19 protein-coding genes are annotated in these 15,738 nt (G+C 63.3%); 10 read left to right on the top strand and 9 right to left on the bottom strand.

What is annotated here, in order from left to right; all coding sequences use genetic code 11:
- The first annotated feature begins 616 nt into the window (after nt 1-616).
- The gene (locus NKH83_RS21115; RefSeq protein ID WP_254819625.1) at nt 617-922 is read left to right on the top strand and encodes a hypothetical protein; all 306 of its coding nucleotides are present in this window, start codon (nt 617-619) and stop codon (nt 920-922) included.
- Between the two features lie 39 nt (nt 923-961).
- On the opposite strand, the gene NKH83_RS21110 is transcribed toward NKH83_RS21115, so the two are convergent.
- Together NKH83_RS21110 and NKH83_RS21105 are read right to left on the bottom strand one after the other, a co-directional pair.
- Nucleotides 962-1,393 (bottom strand): DoxX family protein, encoded by a 432-nt coding sequence (locus NKH83_RS21110; RefSeq protein WP_254819626.1) that lies wholly within the window; start codon nt 1,391-1,393, stop codon nt 962-964.
- Nucleotides 1,394-1,654: 261 nt separating this feature from the next.
- Entirely contained in the window at nt 1,655-2,407 is a 753-nt protein-coding gene (locus NKH83_RS21105) for a tryptophan 2,3-dioxygenase family protein (protein ID WP_352507775.1), read from the bottom strand.
- Nucleotides 2,408-2,563: 156 nt separating this feature from the next.
- Between NKH83_RS21105 and NKH83_RS21100 the strand changes: the two genes are divergently transcribed.
- Complete coding sequence (locus NKH83_RS21100) at nt 2,564-3,040, top strand: Lrp/AsnC family transcriptional regulator (protein WP_352507776.1); 477 nt, start codon at nt 2,564-2,566, stop codon at nt 3,038-3,040.
- A gap of 5 nt (nt 3,041-3,045) precedes the next feature.
- On the opposite strand, the gene NKH83_RS21095 is transcribed toward NKH83_RS21100, so the two are convergent.
- Complete coding sequence (locus tag NKH83_RS21095; protein WP_352807179.1) at nt 3,046-3,519, bottom strand: Lrp/AsnC family transcriptional regulator; 474 nt, start codon at nt 3,517-3,519, stop codon at nt 3,046-3,048.
- A 111-nt stretch (nt 3,520-3,630) separates the two neighbouring features.
- On the opposite strand from NKH83_RS21095, the gene NKH83_RS21090 reads away from it, so the two are divergent.
- Nucleotides 3,631-4,197 carry an RBBP9/YdeN family alpha/beta hydrolase gene (locus tag NKH83_RS21090; protein ID WP_352799322.1) on the top strand — a complete coding sequence of 189 codons (567 nt, stop codon included), beginning with the start codon at nt 3,631-3,633 and terminating at the stop codon, nt 4,195-4,197.
- Nucleotides 4,198-4,257: 60 nt separating this feature from the next.
- On the opposite strand, the gene NKH83_RS21085 is transcribed toward NKH83_RS21090, so the two are convergent.
- Nucleotides 4,258-5,217, bottom strand: a complete 960-nt coding sequence (locus NKH83_RS21085; protein ID WP_254819631.1) for a prohibitin family protein — start codon at nt 5,215-5,217, stop codon at nt 4,258-4,260.
- Between the two features lie 283 nt (nt 5,218-5,500).
- On the opposite strand from NKH83_RS21085, the gene NKH83_RS21080 reads away from it, so the two are divergent.
- From NKH83_RS21080 to NKH83_RS21060, 5 genes are all read left to right on the top strand, one after another.
- Nucleotides 5,501-5,884 carry a hypothetical protein gene (locus NKH83_RS21080; protein WP_352807174.1) on the top strand — a complete coding sequence of 128 codons (384 nt, stop codon included), beginning with the start codon at nt 5,501-5,503 and terminating at the stop codon, nt 5,882-5,884.
- On the top strand, nt 5,881-6,189 hold the full coding sequence (locus NKH83_RS21075) for a hypothetical protein (protein ID WP_352475529.1): 309 nt from the start codon (nt 5,881-5,883) through the stop codon (nt 6,187-6,189). The genes NKH83_RS21080 and NKH83_RS21075 overlap by 4 nt, the downstream gene beginning before the upstream one ends.
- Nucleotides 6,190-6,200: 11 nt before the next feature.
- Entirely contained in the window at nt 6,201-6,383 is a 183-nt protein-coding gene (locus NKH83_RS21070; protein ID WP_023675702.1) for a DUF3606 domain-containing protein, read from the top strand.
- Nucleotides 6,384-6,599: 216 nt separating this feature from the next.
- Nucleotides 6,600-6,782 (top strand): hypothetical protein, encoded by a 183-nt coding sequence (locus tag NKH83_RS21065; RefSeq protein WP_245274654.1) that lies wholly within the window; start codon nt 6,600-6,602, stop codon nt 6,780-6,782.
- A 42-nt stretch (nt 6,783-6,824) separates the two neighbouring features.
- Nucleotides 6,825-7,436, top strand: a complete 612-nt coding sequence (locus tag NKH83_RS21060; protein WP_352475530.1) for a hypothetical protein — start codon at nt 6,825-6,827, stop codon at nt 7,434-7,436.
- A 15-nt stretch (nt 7,437-7,451) separates the two neighbouring features.
- Here NKH83_RS21060 and NKH83_RS21055 read toward each other — a convergent pair whose 3' ends face one another.
- Nucleotides 7,452-8,357 carry a S1C family serine protease gene (locus NKH83_RS21055; protein WP_254819635.1) on the bottom strand — a complete coding sequence of 302 codons (906 nt, stop codon included), beginning with the start codon at nt 8,355-8,357 and terminating at the stop codon, nt 7,452-7,454.
- Nucleotides 8,358-8,601: 244 nt separating this feature from the next.
- Between NKH83_RS21055 and yghU the strand changes: the two genes are divergently transcribed.
- Nucleotides 8,602-9,489: a glutathione-dependent disulfide-bond oxidoreductase gene (gene yghU, locus NKH83_RS21050; protein WP_352807169.1), complete on the top strand. Its 888-nt coding sequence runs from the start codon at nt 8,602-8,604 to the stop codon at nt 9,487-9,489.
- Nucleotides 9,490-9,788: 299 nt separating this feature from the next.
- Here the strand turns inward: yghU and NKH83_RS21045 are convergent, their stop codons facing one another.
- Both NKH83_RS21045 and NKH83_RS21040 read right to left on the bottom strand, forming a co-directional pair.
- Nucleotides 9,789-10,040 (bottom strand): exopolysaccharide production repressor protein, encoded by a 252-nt coding sequence (locus NKH83_RS21045; RefSeq protein WP_352644965.1) that lies wholly within the window; start codon nt 10,038-10,040, stop codon nt 9,789-9,791.
- A 153-nt stretch (nt 10,041-10,193) separates the two neighbouring features.
- Nucleotides 10,194-11,390: a KamA family radical SAM protein gene (locus NKH83_RS21040; protein ID WP_502895598.1), complete on the bottom strand. Its 1,197-nt coding sequence runs from the start codon at nt 11,388-11,390 to the stop codon at nt 10,194-10,196.
- A 458-nt stretch (nt 11,391-11,848) separates the two neighbouring features.
- Here NKH83_RS21040 and NKH83_RS21035 point away from each other — a divergent pair, with 458 nt between their 5' ends.
- On the top strand, nt 11,849-12,280 hold the full coding sequence (locus tag NKH83_RS21035) for an SAM-dependent methyltransferase (RefSeq protein ID WP_352807165.1): 432 nt from the start codon (nt 11,849-11,851) through the stop codon (nt 12,278-12,280).
- Nucleotides 12,281-12,330: 50 nt separating this feature from the next.
- Here the strand turns inward: NKH83_RS21035 and NKH83_RS21030 are convergent, their stop codons facing one another.
- Both NKH83_RS21030 and NKH83_RS21025 read right to left on the bottom strand, forming a co-directional pair.
- Nucleotides 12,331-13,953, bottom strand: a complete 1,623-nt coding sequence (locus tag NKH83_RS21030; RefSeq protein ID WP_352691415.1) for an ABC-F family ATP-binding cassette domain-containing protein — start codon at nt 13,951-13,953, stop codon at nt 12,331-12,333.
- Between the two features lie 835 nt (nt 13,954-14,788).
- Complete coding sequence (locus NKH83_RS21025) at nt 14,789-15,694, bottom strand: LysR family transcriptional regulator (protein ID WP_254819724.1); 906 nt, start codon at nt 15,692-15,694, stop codon at nt 14,789-14,791.
- Nucleotides 15,695-15,738: the final 44 nt, after the last annotated feature.

Raw genomic sequence — 15,738 nt, 5'->3', positions numbered from 1 at the left:
ATAAAGGCTGAAACAAAAAACCCGCCTCGGCGGGCGGGTCGTTGGAGCCAATTAGCACCATACCCAGATTAGTAGCATAGCTGCCGGCACAAAGCAAGAACAAAATGTGGCATCGGCGGCAAAAAATGCGAACTTCCCTCGGTGCCTCGGCTGTCAGCCGGCAAGCTTGCGTTCCTTCGCGCCCCCCTCTGTCCTGCCGGACATCTCCCCCACGAGGGGGAAGATCGGCAGCTTTGGCGGCAGCGCCTTTTTGCACCTACAAAATTGGCGAAAGCGGCAATGACAGCCAATCTCCCCACTAGAGGGGGAGATGTCCGGCAGGACAGAGGGGGGCGCTGTCCCGCCGACTTCATAGCCAGCTCACGTAACGTCCGATCGAAAAAGAAGCCTGAAACAAAAAACCCGCCTCGGCGGGCGGGTCGTTGGAGCCAATTAGCACCATACCCAGTTTAGTAGCATAGCTGCCGGCACAAAGCAAGAACAAAATTCACCTGAGACGCAAAAAAACGCAGAGTAGCCGATTGGCGAAGCACACTGGAATGTCCGGCGAGACGCCACCGTCCGGATCAGAACAGGCATTCGCGCGTTTGACCCTTAGCCAATGGGAGCAAAAATCATGAACGTCGCCAATCTGCAACTCGAAGGCCTGCTTATGGCCATCGCATCGATCAATCAGGTCCTGGTCCGCAAGGGCGTGCTCTCCGTCGAGGACATAGACATCGCCTTGCGCAAGGCCGAAGCCAGCGAGACCAACGAGGAAAGGTCCGAGGGCATGTCGGCGTCGAGCCGCGACGCCGTCAACTTCCCGATCCGACTGCTGGAGTTGGCCAATCAGTGTCAGCCGGAGACGGACATGCCGTCCTTCTCAAAACTGGCGCGCATGGTTGGTCAGATCAAGGAACCTTACAACGACCAGATGTGACGCGGCGACCGAGGATGACCGCCGCAGCAAGCTTTGGCATCACCCCCTGCCAAGCCTCAGCGCCAGGACGCGGCCCGGCCCATGCACGGCGGCAAACAGCAGCCCGGCCAGGAAGGTGAAGTGATCGACGAAGAAGCCGAACTCCGCCTGGTTGCCGGCCCAGTGCGACGGCCCGTGGAAGGCGAAGCCCAGGAACAGCACATAGGCGCCGGCGACGAGTGCTGCCCATGAGAAGAAGGCGCCAGTCAGGAAGCATAGAACGAGGACGACCTCGAGCAGGGCTGCGCACCAGGCCAGGAAGAGCGGGAATGGAAACCCGGCCGCCGCGATATAGCCGGCGGTGGCGCCGATATCGACGAATTTGAAGATCACGGCCATCAGGAAGACGGCTGCGAAGATCAGGCGGGCGATGAGGATTGCCGCGGTCTGCCACGGCGACTGAACGGTTGATTGAGCGGTTTCCAAGGTCACGACGTCCTCCCAAGAGTTACGATGGTTGTGCCCCAAGGACGCACCACCAGCCGCAAGCCCGACATCATCCCCCGAAAAACCTGCAGGAGACAAGTGCGCGGGGAGAAGGCAGGTTTCCTCGCCCCTATTCATGGGGGAGAGGTGGCGCGGCGAAGCCGCGACGGAGAGGGGGGCTGTGCCGGGAAAGAAAAGGCCCCTCTCCGGCCGCTTCGCGGCCCTCTCTCCGCCGCTTCGCGCGAGGCGAGGAACCCGAGCCTGAAACTACCCTAAGTTCACCCCCGGCTTGCTGATCGGCTCCCGTACCGTTCCATACTGGCTGCCCCAGCGGTCGGTCATCGCCCAGCGTATGTCCCAGAGTTCCGGGAAGAAGCGGTGGCGGGCGCCGGCCTCCAGCAATTCGACCGGCCTGCCCTTCAGCGATTTCGCGCCGAGGCCGATCGTGCGGTGGATGAGATAGAGGTGGTTGGCGCGGAATTTCTGGAACAGCTCGTCGAACTCGACCAGCGCTTCGGCAACGACATAGCTGTCGCCGTGATCGTAGCCGGTATCGTAGACATCCTCGACCGAGAGGCCGCGGCCGTCGAGGTATGACGTCTTGAAGGCCCGCCACAGATCCGGCGGCAGACGCAACAGCTGCTTGAAACCCGGCGATTCCTGACCGCTGCCATTGCCGAGCTGCAGCCGGATCTGCTGGTACTCCTTGGGCGACATGGTTTCGAGCAGGTCGAGCTGCGCCGTCATCAGCCGCATCAGCCGGTGCACGCGTCCCATCAGCGTGACGATGCGATGCGTATCCTGCTTTTCCAGGAAATCGACGACATCGACCAGCGTATAGGCGATGAGCTTCATCCACAGCTCCTCGACCTGATGCACGATCTGGAACTGCAGCTCGTCGGCATTGACCATCTCGGCCAGCGGCTTCTGGCAGGCCAGCAGCCTGTCGCATTTGAGGTAGACGCCATAGTCGCGCATCTCAGGCGTTTCGATGCGGGCATAATAGTCCTGCTTGTCCATGGCCATGCTCCTTGCCGCGGCCGTTGGGCCGCAGGCGTTTGTTGGATCCCGGTCCCCGAGTCTAATCGCTTTCTTGCCGAACATTGTCCCTTTCTGTTATTCGATTGGCGAGAAATGAAGGACGAAAGCTGCCTCTGAAGCAGACAGAAAGAACGAATGATGCTGGATGCGGTCGACCGGAAGATCGTCGCGGTGCTCGAACGCGATGCCCGCACCTCCTTTGCCGCGCTCGCCGATGAGGTCGGCCTGAGCAAGACGCCGTGCTGGAAGCGGGTCAAGGCGCTTGAGGACGCCGGCGTCATCCGCGGCTACTCGACCCTGATCGACCCGGCCAAGCTCGGCTTCGGCATCGAGGCCTTCATCCAGGTGTCGATCGATTTCGAACTGTCGGACGCCTTCGAGGCGGCGGTCAAACAGCATCCGCTGATCCGCCGCTGCCACGCCACGACTGGCGAGGCAGACTATCTCCTGCAGATCGTCACCGTCGACATGATGGCGCTCGACAGGATGCTGCGCGAGGAGCTCAGCCGGCTGCCCGGCGTGCGGCGCACGATCACCTCGATGGCGATGCGCGAGATCAAGGGCGGCATCTCGTTCGCCAATGCCGTCGGGCATACACAGACCAAGCGATAGACCGGTCAGGCCCTGGTCATCAATTCGCGGCCCAGCCGCTTCGGTTGCTCGGCGCGCAGAACCACATTTGTCGTCACCGTGCCGTACCGGCCGATGCTGTCGACGATGCTTTCAAGGTCGGGCGGTGACGGGACCACGACCTTGACCAGAAAACAATCCTCACCGGTCACCCGCAGCACCTCGACCACCTCCGGCAATTGGGCGAACTTCTTCAGGCAGGCCTGGATATGCTCATGCGTGGTGCGCAGGCGGATAACCGCCATGGTGCCGAGCCCGAGCGCTGCCGAATTGATCACCGCCTTGTAACCGAGGATGACCCCGCGCTCCTCCAGCCGCTTCACCCGTTCCGAGGTGGCGGGCTGGGACAGTCCGACGCGGCGGCCAAGCTCGGAGATGCCGATGCGGCCATCCTCCTGCATGATCTCAATGAGCGCCAGATCGGTGGGATCGAGCCTTGGCCGGTAATCGCCGTTCCGCATGATCGCCTTTAATCCATCGGATTTCGTCGCTGCTTTCCGATGATCTCTCATTCCGCCGCCGGGGAGAAGACCTAGAATTGCACGCGCTGCATCAGGAAAGAAGGGCTTCGCATGACCGAATTCATCATTGTGCCGGGCATCGGCGGATCGGGCAAAGCCCATTGGCAGACGCATTGGCAGCAGGCAAGCCCGGCGATGCGGCGGTTCAGTCCGGCGAGTTGGGATGCGCCGGATTTCGACGACTGGGTGGCAGCACTGGAAACCGCTGTATGCCAGGCATGGACACCGCCGGTGCTCGTCGCCCATAGCCTCGGCTGTCTGCTGGTCGTACACTGGCAGCGGATCTCCCCCCGCTCTATCAGCGGCGCGTTGCTGGTCGCGGTTCCGGACCCTGCGTCGTCGGCCTTTCCCTCCTCCGCCCGGGCCTTCGCCGACGCGCCGCAACAACGGCTTCGCTTTCCGTCGCTGATTGTCGCCAGCACCAACGATCCCTACGGCTCGCTGGACTATGTCAGGGCGAAATCCGAGCGCTGGGGCAGCGATCTCCATATCGCCGGGCCACTTGGCCACATCAATGGCGACAGCGGGCTCGGCGACTGGCCGGTGGGAATGGAGCTGCTGACGGCTTTTCTCGGGCGAACGGAAGCAAGCGCCCGAGGCGCCGTGCTTCAGCCGTGACCGCAATGGGACGGCTACCGCGCCGCCGTCCTGATCTGGTTTGCGCCGCGGCGCCGCGCCTCAGTTCGATGCTGCGGCAGGCGTGCTGAGCTCCAGGAACGGCACTGTCGAACCCGGGATCATCGACTTCGGCAATTCGCCGTTCCATCTCTCCGCCTTGGTCAGTTCGACCAGCAGCGGATTGTTGGCGATCGCGGCGGCGCGAGCCTTGATGGCGCCCGCGGTCGCATCGCCTTCGACCCTGGTCTTGTAGGCGCTGGCCTCGGCTTCGGCCTTGACGCTGTCGGCGCGGCCCTTGGCCTGGGTGACGGCGATATCGGCCTTGATCTTTTCCTGCTGCAGGTTCTGTTCCTGCTTCTGCACCTCGACCTGCGCCGTCATCCTGGCTTCGACCGCCTGCTCGTAGGCGTCGGAGAAGTCGATGTTCTCGACCTGCACGCTGTCTATCATCACCGGGCCGTCGGTTACCGCCGCGATGGCGTCGGCGACGTCCTTGTTGAACTTCGCCCGGTTCTGGATAACCGACACCGCGTCGTACTGGCCGAACACGGTCTTGATCTCCTGCGGTGCTTTCCTGGCAATGACACGGTCGGCCAGTGCCTCGATCGATCCGTAATTGGTGTAGACGTTGCTGACTTCGGCGGCCGGCACGTGGAAGTTGACGGTGACGCGCATGTCGGCCGGCTGCTGGTCGCGCGAATAGGCCTGCATGGCCGGCAGACCGCTGCAATCGTTCTGGTTCTCGCAGCCCCATTTGAGCACCTGCTGGCGCAGGCTGATCTTCTCGACGCGCTGCAACCACGGCAGCTTGAAATGCAGTCCGGGATCGACGACCGAACTCAGTGCCCCGTTGGTCAAGAGCACGCCGCGGTCGCCCTGGTCGATCGTGTACCAGGATCCAAACAGCGCAAAGATGCCGAGCGCCACGATGAGGAGTGCGACCAGGCCGGAACCGATCGACCCCGACGCCGTCCCCGGCTTGCCTTGCGGACGGCCTGAATTGCCTTGCGTTTCGGTCATTGCCCCACCCCACCCGATTGCCCGTGCTGCTTTTGCCCACAATAGCGGCGGCATTGCAATCCTCTCGACATTGAAGGATCTTCGCGCCGGCCTGGCGGACCGGCGGGGTGGTTCAGGCTGGCTAGCGGATTTCCCCTGCAGCCGCGGCAGCGGGCTGGTACGCGTTGCCTGGCGTCCTTCTGCCGTTCGGCATCGCTTTTGCGCTTCGGGCAATCCTCGTAGTCGTGGTCGCGCCCACCGCAGTAGGAGCAGCATTTTGCCGGCGCGTCGGAGCGAAGCATCCTTGGCATGCACAAGGATGCACGAAAACCCGACAGATTGCGACGGCTTGCGCACCGGCAACGTCGATTTCGCCACGGAACCGCTGCCGCCGCATGAAAGTTATCTGCTCATTGCAACGGGAGCACAGGACATGGCCGACGACCCGAACCGCTATGAGACCGGAGCGAGGAAATATCCGGCAAAGATGAGCCCCGACGCGGCCGACCAATTTTCGCAGGATGCGGCCGGCAACAAGCCGCCTCCCGGCGGCATGGGATTGACCAGGCCGGCTGACGATTTCGACGACAAGACCCGGCATTCGGAGGGCCAGAACCCGCCGCGCGCAGTGATCCGGCCAGACGACAAGGCCAGCCCCAAGAAGCCCGGCGAGGACGCAAAACGATGAACGTCGCCAATCTCCAGCTCGAAGGATTGATGATGGCGATCGCGGCCGTCAACAATGCGCTGGTCCACAAGGGCCTGCTGTCGGTCGACGAGGTCGACATGGCGTTGCGCCGGGCCGAGGCGGCGATGACCAGCGACGAACGTCTCTATGAAGACATGTCGCCATCCAACCGCGACGCCGTCTGTTTTCCGCTCAGGCTGCTGCAGGCGGCCAACAATGCCCAGGGGGAAACCGGCGTACCGTCCTTTGCCGAACTGGCAAGGATGGTCGGCCGGACCAAGCAGCCCTATAACGACCAGATGTGATGGAGAACGCCATGGCCGACGACAAATCCAAGACCAAGCAGGATCGCAAACTGGTTTCCGGCGAAGAGCCATACGAGGTCGCTGCCTTTGCCCGCAAATACGGCATACCGCAAAGCGAGGCCGCGACCATCATCAAGCGTTACGGCCCCTCGAGGAGGAAGCTCGACGCGCATATGGCGAGCCGCAACGCCTGATCCAACTCTGGCGGCGGCCGCCGTTCACGCCGGAAGCGTCCCTGCCCTGCCGCCTTGTCGAGAGTATCGGCACCGTCAGCCGTGACCTGTCGGGTTCGCCCCATTCAACGCCTGGTTTTGACAGCCGCGGAATACTCTCGCGGCGCAACAACTCATTTACCTCGACGCTGTACCAGTCCGGTGAGCAAAGCCGGGGGTCGGATGCAGGAACAATTATTGCGCTATGAATGTGTCATGGAGCCGAACGGCCGTTGGATGGTGTGGGACATCGTTCACGATCTGCCGGCGCAATTTTCGGAAATCGCGCTGATCGGCCTGAGCCGTCGTGAAGCGGTTTCGCTCTGCCGGCTGCTCAACGAGACGAGCCGTTCCGAGACGCGGCAGAGCCGGGCCTCCTGAGAAGCGCGTGCGTCTCAGGCCTGCCAGGCTAAGAGGATTTCAATGCGATCGACAATATTCGGTCTGGTCCTGCTGCTGCCGGCCGCCGCACTGGCAGAACCGATCGAGACGCAGAAGATCATCACCGCGGCGACCGGCGATTGGAACGGCGACGGTGCCGCCGATCTGGCGATGATCGTCGAGACCGAGCCCGGCCATCCCATGGACCTGCATTTGTTCCTCAGGGACCGCGACGGCAATTTTCTCAGACCTGCCGGGGTCGTGCATGAACAGATTTACGGCGAATGGAAGGATTACGAGCGGCCGGGCCCCGCCACATCCGACACCGAGCCCGAACTCACTGCGCTCCCCAACGGCTCGATCAAGCTCTATGTTCCGGCGATGGAGATCGGCAGCGAGCGGACCAACAAGACGCTGACGCTCGCCTGGCGCAACGGCACGTTCGTCGTCGCCGGTTTTGCCTACGAATATTGGGATTACATGGACGACAATGTTGCCGGCGACTGCGACTACAACGTGCTGACCGGCAAGGGCAAAAGCAGCAAGAAGCTGGCGGACGGCAGCACCAGGCAAGCGACCGTATCGGTCGAAGGCAAGGTTATCCCCTTTGCGGAATGGACTCCGGGCACTGGCTTCAGCGCCTGCGGAGAGTGAGAGGTTTCGGTTGCCTCACTGCAGCGGCGGCTTCCACAGCAGACTGTTGCGATCGGCGGACTTGACGCGCAGCCAGGTTTCGCGGCCGTCGCGCAGCACCCGGAGCGGGATCTCGGCGCCCGCCGGGCCGCTGTTCCAAAGCTTGCGATAAAAATCGGCAAGCCCATCGACCGCCGTGTCACGGACATCCGAGATGACATCGCCTTGGCGAAGGCCCGCCTGGGCGGCTGGACCGCCTTCGGCGACGCTCATCACCACGACCTTGCCGTCGCTCTCGGCCGAGAAGGCGCCGAGCCACGGCCGCGGCGGCTTGGCGACCTGCCCGCGCGTCAGCAGATCGTCGAGGATGGGCGGCAGAAGATCGATCGGCACCACCATGTTGATGTCGGCGACCTCGCCGTTGCGGCTCATCTGCAGCCGCAGCGAACCGATGCCGAGCAGCCTGCCATCCGCGCCGATGAGGCCGGCGCCGCCCCATGAGGGGTGAGCCGGCGCCGTGAAGATCGCCTCGTCGAGCAGATATTCCCAATAGCCGGCGAATTCCTGCTTGGTGACGATTCGCGCCCGCACGGAGCGGCCGACGCCGTCGGAGAGCACGACGGGATCGCCGATCTTCGCCCTGGACGCGTCGCCGAGCGCAATGGCGGGCAGCCCGAGCGGCGCCAGCGCCTGCACCAGGCCGAAGCCCGACTCCTGGTCGTAGGCGAGCGCATGGGCGGGAACCACGCGCCCGTCCTGGTCGGCCAGCCAGACCTCCTCGGCCTCGGTGATGAGATAGCCGATGGTGAGTACCAGCCCGTCGCCGCGGATGACCACGCCACTGCCCTCGCGGCGGGTGCCAAGTGTATTTGCCGTGAAGGCGTCTTCCGGCACGGTGGCGCGGACGGCCACGATGGATCGCAAAAGGGGTTCGATATTCATGCTTTGGTTCCTGGCAATGTTCGCAGGCTGATATGGGCTATAGGTATGGCGCAGGTGATCAGGCGCAAGAGGTGGCGCCGGCTTTGGCGTGGACCGGCGCCGTTCGCGCCGGGGTTTTGCAACAGCGCCGGCAGCCCTATCTGTACCTACGGCTATCCCAAGCTGCCCTATGCAAAGTTCCTCCGCCATTACCCACGTTGATATCTGATATCCTCCCAACCCAACCCTTCCAAAGGCCTCCCGAATGAACGACTACGCAACGGACCAATACACGCCGCCAAAAGTCTGGACCTGGAACAAGGCAAATGGTGGCGCTTTCGCCAGCATCAATCGGCCGATCGCCGGCCCGACGCATGACAAGAAACTGCCGGTCGGCAAGCATCCGCTGCAGCTTTATTCGCTGGCGACACCGAACGGCGTCAAGGTGACGATCATGCTGGAGGAACTTCTGGCGCTCGGTCACAGCGGCGCCGAATACGACGCCTGGCTTATCAGGATCAACGACGGCGACCAGTTCGGCAGCGGCTTCGTCGAGGTCAACCCGAACTCGAAGATCCCGGCCATGATGGATCGCAGTGGGAAAAAGCCGGTCCGCATCTTCGAATCCGGCTCGATCCTGCTCTACCTCGCCGAAAAATTCGGCGAATTCCTGCCGACGGAGCAGCCGGCCCGCGCCGAGACCCTGTCATGGCTATTCTGGCAAGTGGGCTCGGCGCCCTATCTCGGTGGCGGCTTCGGCCATTTCTATGTCTATGCGCCAACGAAGATCGAATATGCCATCGACCGCTTCGCCATGGAAACCAAGCGGCAGATGGACGTGCTCGACCGACGCCTCGCCGAAAGCGAGTATTTAGGCGGCAGCGACTATACGATTGCCGACATTGCGGTGTGGCCCTGGTACGGCGGGCTGGCCAAGGGCCGCATGTATGACGATTCCGGCGAGTTCCTGCAGGTGGAGCAGTACAAGAACGTGCAGCGTTGGGCCGACGCCATCGACGCGCGGCCGGCGGTCAAGCGCGGCCGCATGGTCAACCGCACCTTCGGCGAGCCTTCGATGCAGCTGCACGAGCGCCATGACGCCAGCGATTTCGAGACCAAGACGCAAGACAAGCTCCCGGCGGCCAAAAGCTAAGCCGACGACGCGCCGATCTCTCGCCTTGTAGGGGAGATCGGCAGCTTCGGCCGACTGCTCAGGCCCGTCTCTACCGCCGCCATCCAAGCTGGCATCAACAAAAGGGAGCTTGCCAGCCGGTTGTAAAATGTGGCGTTAGGCACCGTCGTACAAGCAGCAGGCAGGTTTTCCCGCTAGCTCAAAAACGACGATATGAGTTGGGCGATATATATTAGTTGACTAAACTAGCGGAACGTCCAATGCACATTCCCAGAACCGAACATGTCCTGTCTAGACCATCATATCTATATGGGACATTACTACATAAGCTGAACGCGACCTCTACGGTTCGGCGGCACAGCCCTCAGACGCCGCGGCTTTACCTCCGCGCTTTTCGCCCCGGATCCGTAGATCAACCGGACGACGAACAGGAAATATCCAACCTGCATGACGATCAAGGTCAAGATCGTCCAGGCCAGCGTCTTCCAGATTGAACCCGTCGCAAGGTAAGTCGAGATCGCCACGACGGACGATATGGTGGTCAGCCCCACCAGAAACCGTGGAAAGTTCATGACTTTTGCGCCGCCCCGTAACTCGCAACAGCCGGGACGAACTCCCCTAACCCATTACCCCGGACCAACGTTTTCACTATTTTGGCAATTGCGCAACCACCAAATAGAACTGCAGTTAACGCATGCTTCCGTGATCAAGGGCTGCGTGTCAGGTCACCAAGGTGGGCTGGCTTGGACGGCGGCGGCTGCGCGTCCCTCCTCCCCGACCAGCTCTCCATACCCCCTCACAACCCCATCAAGCCCACGTATTCGCCACGTCTCCCCTTCGCACGCCTCGAGATAGGACTGGCCGAGCGGGACTTTCCCTCCGCCGTCCGGCAGGTCCAGCACGTAGACGGGATTGCAGATGCCGGACAGGCGCGCACGCAAGGCGCTGACCAGCGCCTGGCCCTCGGCGATCGTGGTGCGCCGGTGCGCCATGCCGGGCACGAGGTCGCCGTGGTGCAGGTAATAGGGTTTGACGCCAAGGCGATACATCAGCTCGCGGCACAGCTCTTCCAACACCTCGACCGTATCGTTCACGCCTTTCAGCAGAACGCTCTGGTTGAGCAGCACGAAGCCGCCCTGCCTTAAAGTACGGCAGGCCCGCTCGGTCGCCTCCGTGATTTCGCGTGGATGGTTGAAATGGGTGACGACAGTGACCATCAGCCGGCCCTGCAAGGCTTGAACCAACCGGCCGGTGACGCGCGACGGCAGCGCGACGGGTACGCGAGTGTGGATGCGCAACAGCCGTACGTGCTGGATCGCCTCGACACCGGCGCGGATTTCCGCCAGCGCCTTGTCCGGCAGCGACAGTGGGTCGCCGCCGGTCAGGATCACCTCGCGGATTTGCGGATGGGCCGCGACATAGGCGAAGGCCTCGTCGAGAGCTTCGCGCGTATAGCCGCGGCCGATCGAGGTCAGCTGCTCCTTGCGAAAGCAGAACCGGCAATAGACGGCGCATTGATAGGTCGGGAACAGCAAAACCCGGTCGGCATGTCGATGCGTCACTCTAGGCACGGGACTGAAGGCGTGGTCGGCGATCGGATCGTCGAGTTCGCCCTCCTGCTCTGCCAGTTCGTCGGGCGACGGGATGACCTGAAGCCGTATCGGATCGGCGGGGTCGTTCCAGTCGATCAGGTCGAGATAGGCCTTGGGGATGCGAACCTTGTGGCGCGTGGCCGCGGCTTCGGCCGCCGCCCGCTCGGCTGGCGACAGCGGCAGCGAATCCAGATCGCCTACATGCCGCACGCCCTCGCGAACATCGTCCCGCCATGCGGCATCCGCCTCGCGAGCGCGCCTGTCATCGGCTGTCATGACGGCCGCATCGACCGCCATGCTGGCGTCGGGGATGTCGGGATGCGAGGTCATTGCAGGCTCCTTGAATTTCGGCCGGGGTACAGCATCGGAGCCAGGACTTGAAGGCAATAAGCGGTGTTGGGCCGGGTTGGAGGGCGCGGCAGGAAGCCACAACCGGCCACTGATCGGCCCAATCGTCCAACATCGCTGAGGCACAACATTAGCTTGCGCTCATATTAGCTTGAGCGTATACACATAAACGGCCGGTGATCTACCCCCCAACCGGTTAGGCTCGGCGCCAGTCCCTCCCTACCCCTCAGGTCAACGACGCCGGGCCGCTCGGGGTCCGCCCGGTCGCCCGCGGCTGAGACCGGATCGTCGACCTCTTCGATGTCGATCATGCCCCCTGCTCGAGCAGCACCCAACTGAACATACCAGCTGAACACATCGGCGATGCCCGCGTCTCTCGGCCTTCCCGTCGCCGGCCGCGGTCGCTAATCTCGGATTGCGAAAAAGCTGGAGAAGAGCGTATGGCGAACGACTTGTCGCCAAGGCTTTTGGCGATTGTCAATGCGCTGCCCTTGCGGCAGGGCATGCGAGTGCTGGAGATCGGCTGCGGACCGGGTGCTGCAGCGCGCGAGATCGCGCGCCGGATCGGCGGCGGGCACGTGCTGGCGATCGACCGCTCGGCCAAGGCCATCGCGCAGGCCGGGGCCGCCTCGCGCGCCGAGATTGCGGCAGGCCGGCTGAGCCTTCGCCAGGTCGCCATCGAGGATTTCGAGTTGGAGGCCGATGAGAAGCACTTCGACATTGCCGTTGCGGTGCGCGTCGGCGCGCTGGACGGGCGTCATCCCGAAGCAGGAAAAATCGCCCTGCAGCGGCTCGGCGCGGCGTTGACCGCGCAAGGCCGGCTGTTCATCGACGGCGGCGATCCGCTGCGCGAAATTGCGATACACGGCTGAACAGCTCGTGCTTAGCCTCCGGAATCGAGCGGCAGAGCTGGGTGCGCGCCTCAGCTCCGCAACCCCGGCGCCTCCTGCCCGGTGCGCTCGACATATTCGGTATAGCCGCCGCCATAGGTGTGGATGCCCTCGGGCGTCAGTTCCAGCACCCGGTTCGACAGCGCCGCCAGGAAATGGCGGTCATGCGAGACGAACAGCATGGTTCCCTCGTACTGCGACAGTGCCGTGATCAGCATCTCCTTGGTGGCGATGTCGAGGTGGTTGGTCGGCTCGTCCAGCACCAGCAAATTGGGCGGATCGAACAGCATCAGCGCCATCACCAGCCGCGCCTTCTCGCCGCCCGACAGCACGCGGCATTTCTTCTCGATCTCGTCGCCGGAAAAGCCGAAGCAGCCGGCCAGCGCCCTGAGCGGCGCCTGGCCGGCCTGCGGAAATGCATCTTCCAGTGTCTGGAACACGGTGCACTCGCCCTCCAGCACTTCCATGGCGTGCTGGGCGAAATAGCCCATCTTGACGCTGGGCCCGCGCGCCACCGTGCCATTGTCCGGCTCGGAAGCGCCAGCGACCAGCTTCAGCAGCGTCGACTTGCCGGCGCCGTTGATGCCCATCACGCACCAGCGCTCGCGGCGGCGCACCTGAAAATCCAATCCCGCGTAGATCAAGCGGCTGCCATAGCCCTTGTGCACGTTCTTCAGCGTCACCACGTCCTCGCCGCAGCGCGGCGCCGGCTGAAAGTCGAACGACACTTTCTGGCGGCGCTTGGGCGGCTCGACCCGGTCGATCTTGTCCAGCTTCTTAACCCGGCTCTGCACCTGCGCGGCATGCGAGGCACGCGCCTTGAAGCGCTCGATGAAGGCGATCTCCTTGGCCAGCATCGCCTGCTGGCGCTCGAACTGCGCCTGCTGCTGCCGGTCGGCGATCGCCCGCTGCTGCTGGTAGAATTCGTAATTCCCCGAGTAAGCGGTCAGCGAGCCACCATCGATCTCGACCACCTTGTTGACGATGCGGTTCATGAACTCGCGGTCATGCGAGGTCATCAGCAGCGCGCCGTCGTAGTTCTTCAGGAACTGCTCCAGCCAGATCAGGCTTTCGAGGTCGAGATGGTTGCTCGGCTCGTCGAGCAGCATGGCGTCGGGCCGCATCAAAAGGATCCTGGCCAGTGCCACCCGCATTTTCCAGCCGCCGGACAGCTTGCCGACGTCGCCGTCCATCATCTCCTGGCTGAAGCCAAGGCCGTCCAGCACCTCGCGAGCGCGCCCATCCAGCGCGTAACCGTCGAGCTCCTCGAAGCGGTGCTGTGCCTCGCCGTAACGGGCGATGATCTCGTCCATTTCACCGGCGCGATCGGGGTCGCCCATCGCGTGCTCGAGCTCACGCATCTCGGCCGCCACTTCGCTCACCGGCCCGGCGCCGTCCATCACTTCGGCAACGGCGCTGCGGCCGGACATGTCGCCGACATCCTGGCTGAAATAGCCGATGGTGACGCCGCGATCGACCGAGACCTGGCCCTCGTCAGGCTGCTCCTCGCCGTTGATCATGCGAAACAGCGTTGTCTTGCCGGCGCCGTTAGGCCCGACCAGCCCGACCTTCTCGCCCTTCTGCAACGCGGCGGAGGCTTCGATGAAGACGATCTGCCGGCCGTTCTGCTTGCTGATGCTTTCGAGACGAATCATGGTTTTCCAGGAAAGGCCAAAGGAGAGTTCCCGCGCCAATACGCCATAGGCCGCGCCGGCGGAAGCCCGCAGTGGTGAGGCGCCCGCGCCAAATTGTCTGAACCCTATCGTTGCATCGCCCGCCGGAATCGCTCGTCCAGCTGCTGGAACTCGGCAAAGAGCCCATCGCATGCCCGGCGACCCGCTTCGCATCGCATAGTCCGTGTTTGGTACCAACTGCCCTGCCGGTCCCTGCTGAGGCGATTGCAGGTTATGGCGGGATACGCCTGTTCGGTGGGCCTTGTGAAACTCCACTGTGTCAGCCCGTCAGCAGAAACGAACCGTTCGAAGCGGGATGAGGCAGCAACGCGACGCAACGCGGGAGACGCCCTCAGTTGCTCGACCAAATCCAGTGCGTCAGCACCGTGGAAACCGCACATCGTCGACGGCCCACGCGCGTCGCGGTGGATGCCTTCGTCCACAGTCTGGGCGTGCGAGGCGCCGTAGGTTGCGAGCATAATCGCGCCGACTACACGGAATCTTCTCACTGGAGCTTCCCTATTGGCTACTGCATTCCTTCAACACTGTTGGTTGCAGCAGGACCACTCACCCGATCCCGTCGCCTCATAGGCGCCGGCGGCGCGTCTGTCCTCAAGTCGCACCGGCCGGCACAAGGACACTACCGGTGAAGCGAGCGCCGCTCCGATGCCGCTCCGATGCATAACGACAGGCTCGCCGTTGACATGGACTTTGCGCTGGTTTTGGTCTTGGTCCCGGTCCCGATCTTGTCACTAAACCCAAGCGCGATGTTTATCTCGTCCGATCGCCTTCGCAAAGTAGCCGGCGGTCCGGACGATCACACCCGGCCGGATGTCCCGCCCTCGCCAAAAATCCCGGTCACCCAGTCGATGAACACGCGTACCCGTGGCGCGAGCTGGCGGTTCTGTGGGTAGAGCGCCGACAGCGGTGTCGGCGACGGCGGGTAATCCGGCAGCACTTCGACAAGCGTGCCGCGTGCGAAATCCCCGGCGAAGCGGTAATGCGGCGCCTGCACCAGGCCGAAGCCGAGACGCGCCAGTTCCGCCATCGTGTCGGAGCCGTTGACCGTCACCCGGTTCGGCAGCGTGACATAGCGCAACGCGCCGCCAACGGTGAATTCGAGCGGCATGATCTCGCCGGTCCGCGACGAGCGGAAGCCGACCATCAGATGGCCTTCGAGATCGTCGGGGGTTGCCGGCATGCCGTGCTTTTCGAGATAGGCGGGGCTGGCGCAGGTGACTTCGCGCAATGTTGCCACCCGCCGCACGATCATGCCGCTGTCGGCCTGTTCGCCGGAACGCAGCACGCAGTCGATGCCCTCGCGCACCAGATCGACCAGCCGGTCGCCGTCGCCGATATGCAGGTCGATCCCGGGGTAGCGGTCGAGGAATTCGGTGAGCCGCGGCAGGATGAAATGGCGGGCCATGAAGCCGTGCACGTCGATCCTCAAAAGGCCTTGCGGCTGCGCCGATTGAAAGCCGGCCTCGGCATCTTCGACATCGGCAAGGATGGCGAGGCAGCGCTGGTAATAGGCCTGGCCGTCCAATGTCGGCCTGACATGGCGCGTGGTGCGTTCCAGCAGCCTCACCCCCAGCCGCGCCTCGAGATCCTTGATCGCCTCGGTGGCGCTCGATCGCGACATCGACAGATCGGCGGCGGCCGCGGTGAAGCTGCCGCGCTCGATCACACGGGCAAGCAGGCGCATCCGGTCGAGACTGTCCATCGCCATTGTTCGCCATATCCGAATGGTGTTGGCAAGTCCCGAGC

The sequence above is a fragment of the Mesorhizobium sp. M0909 genome (assembly GCF_040319515.1).
Classification (GTDB): Bacteria; Pseudomonadota; Alphaproteobacteria; order Rhizobiales; family Rhizobiaceae; genus Mesorhizobium.
This window is presented reverse-complemented; position numbering and strand designations above follow the sequence as displayed.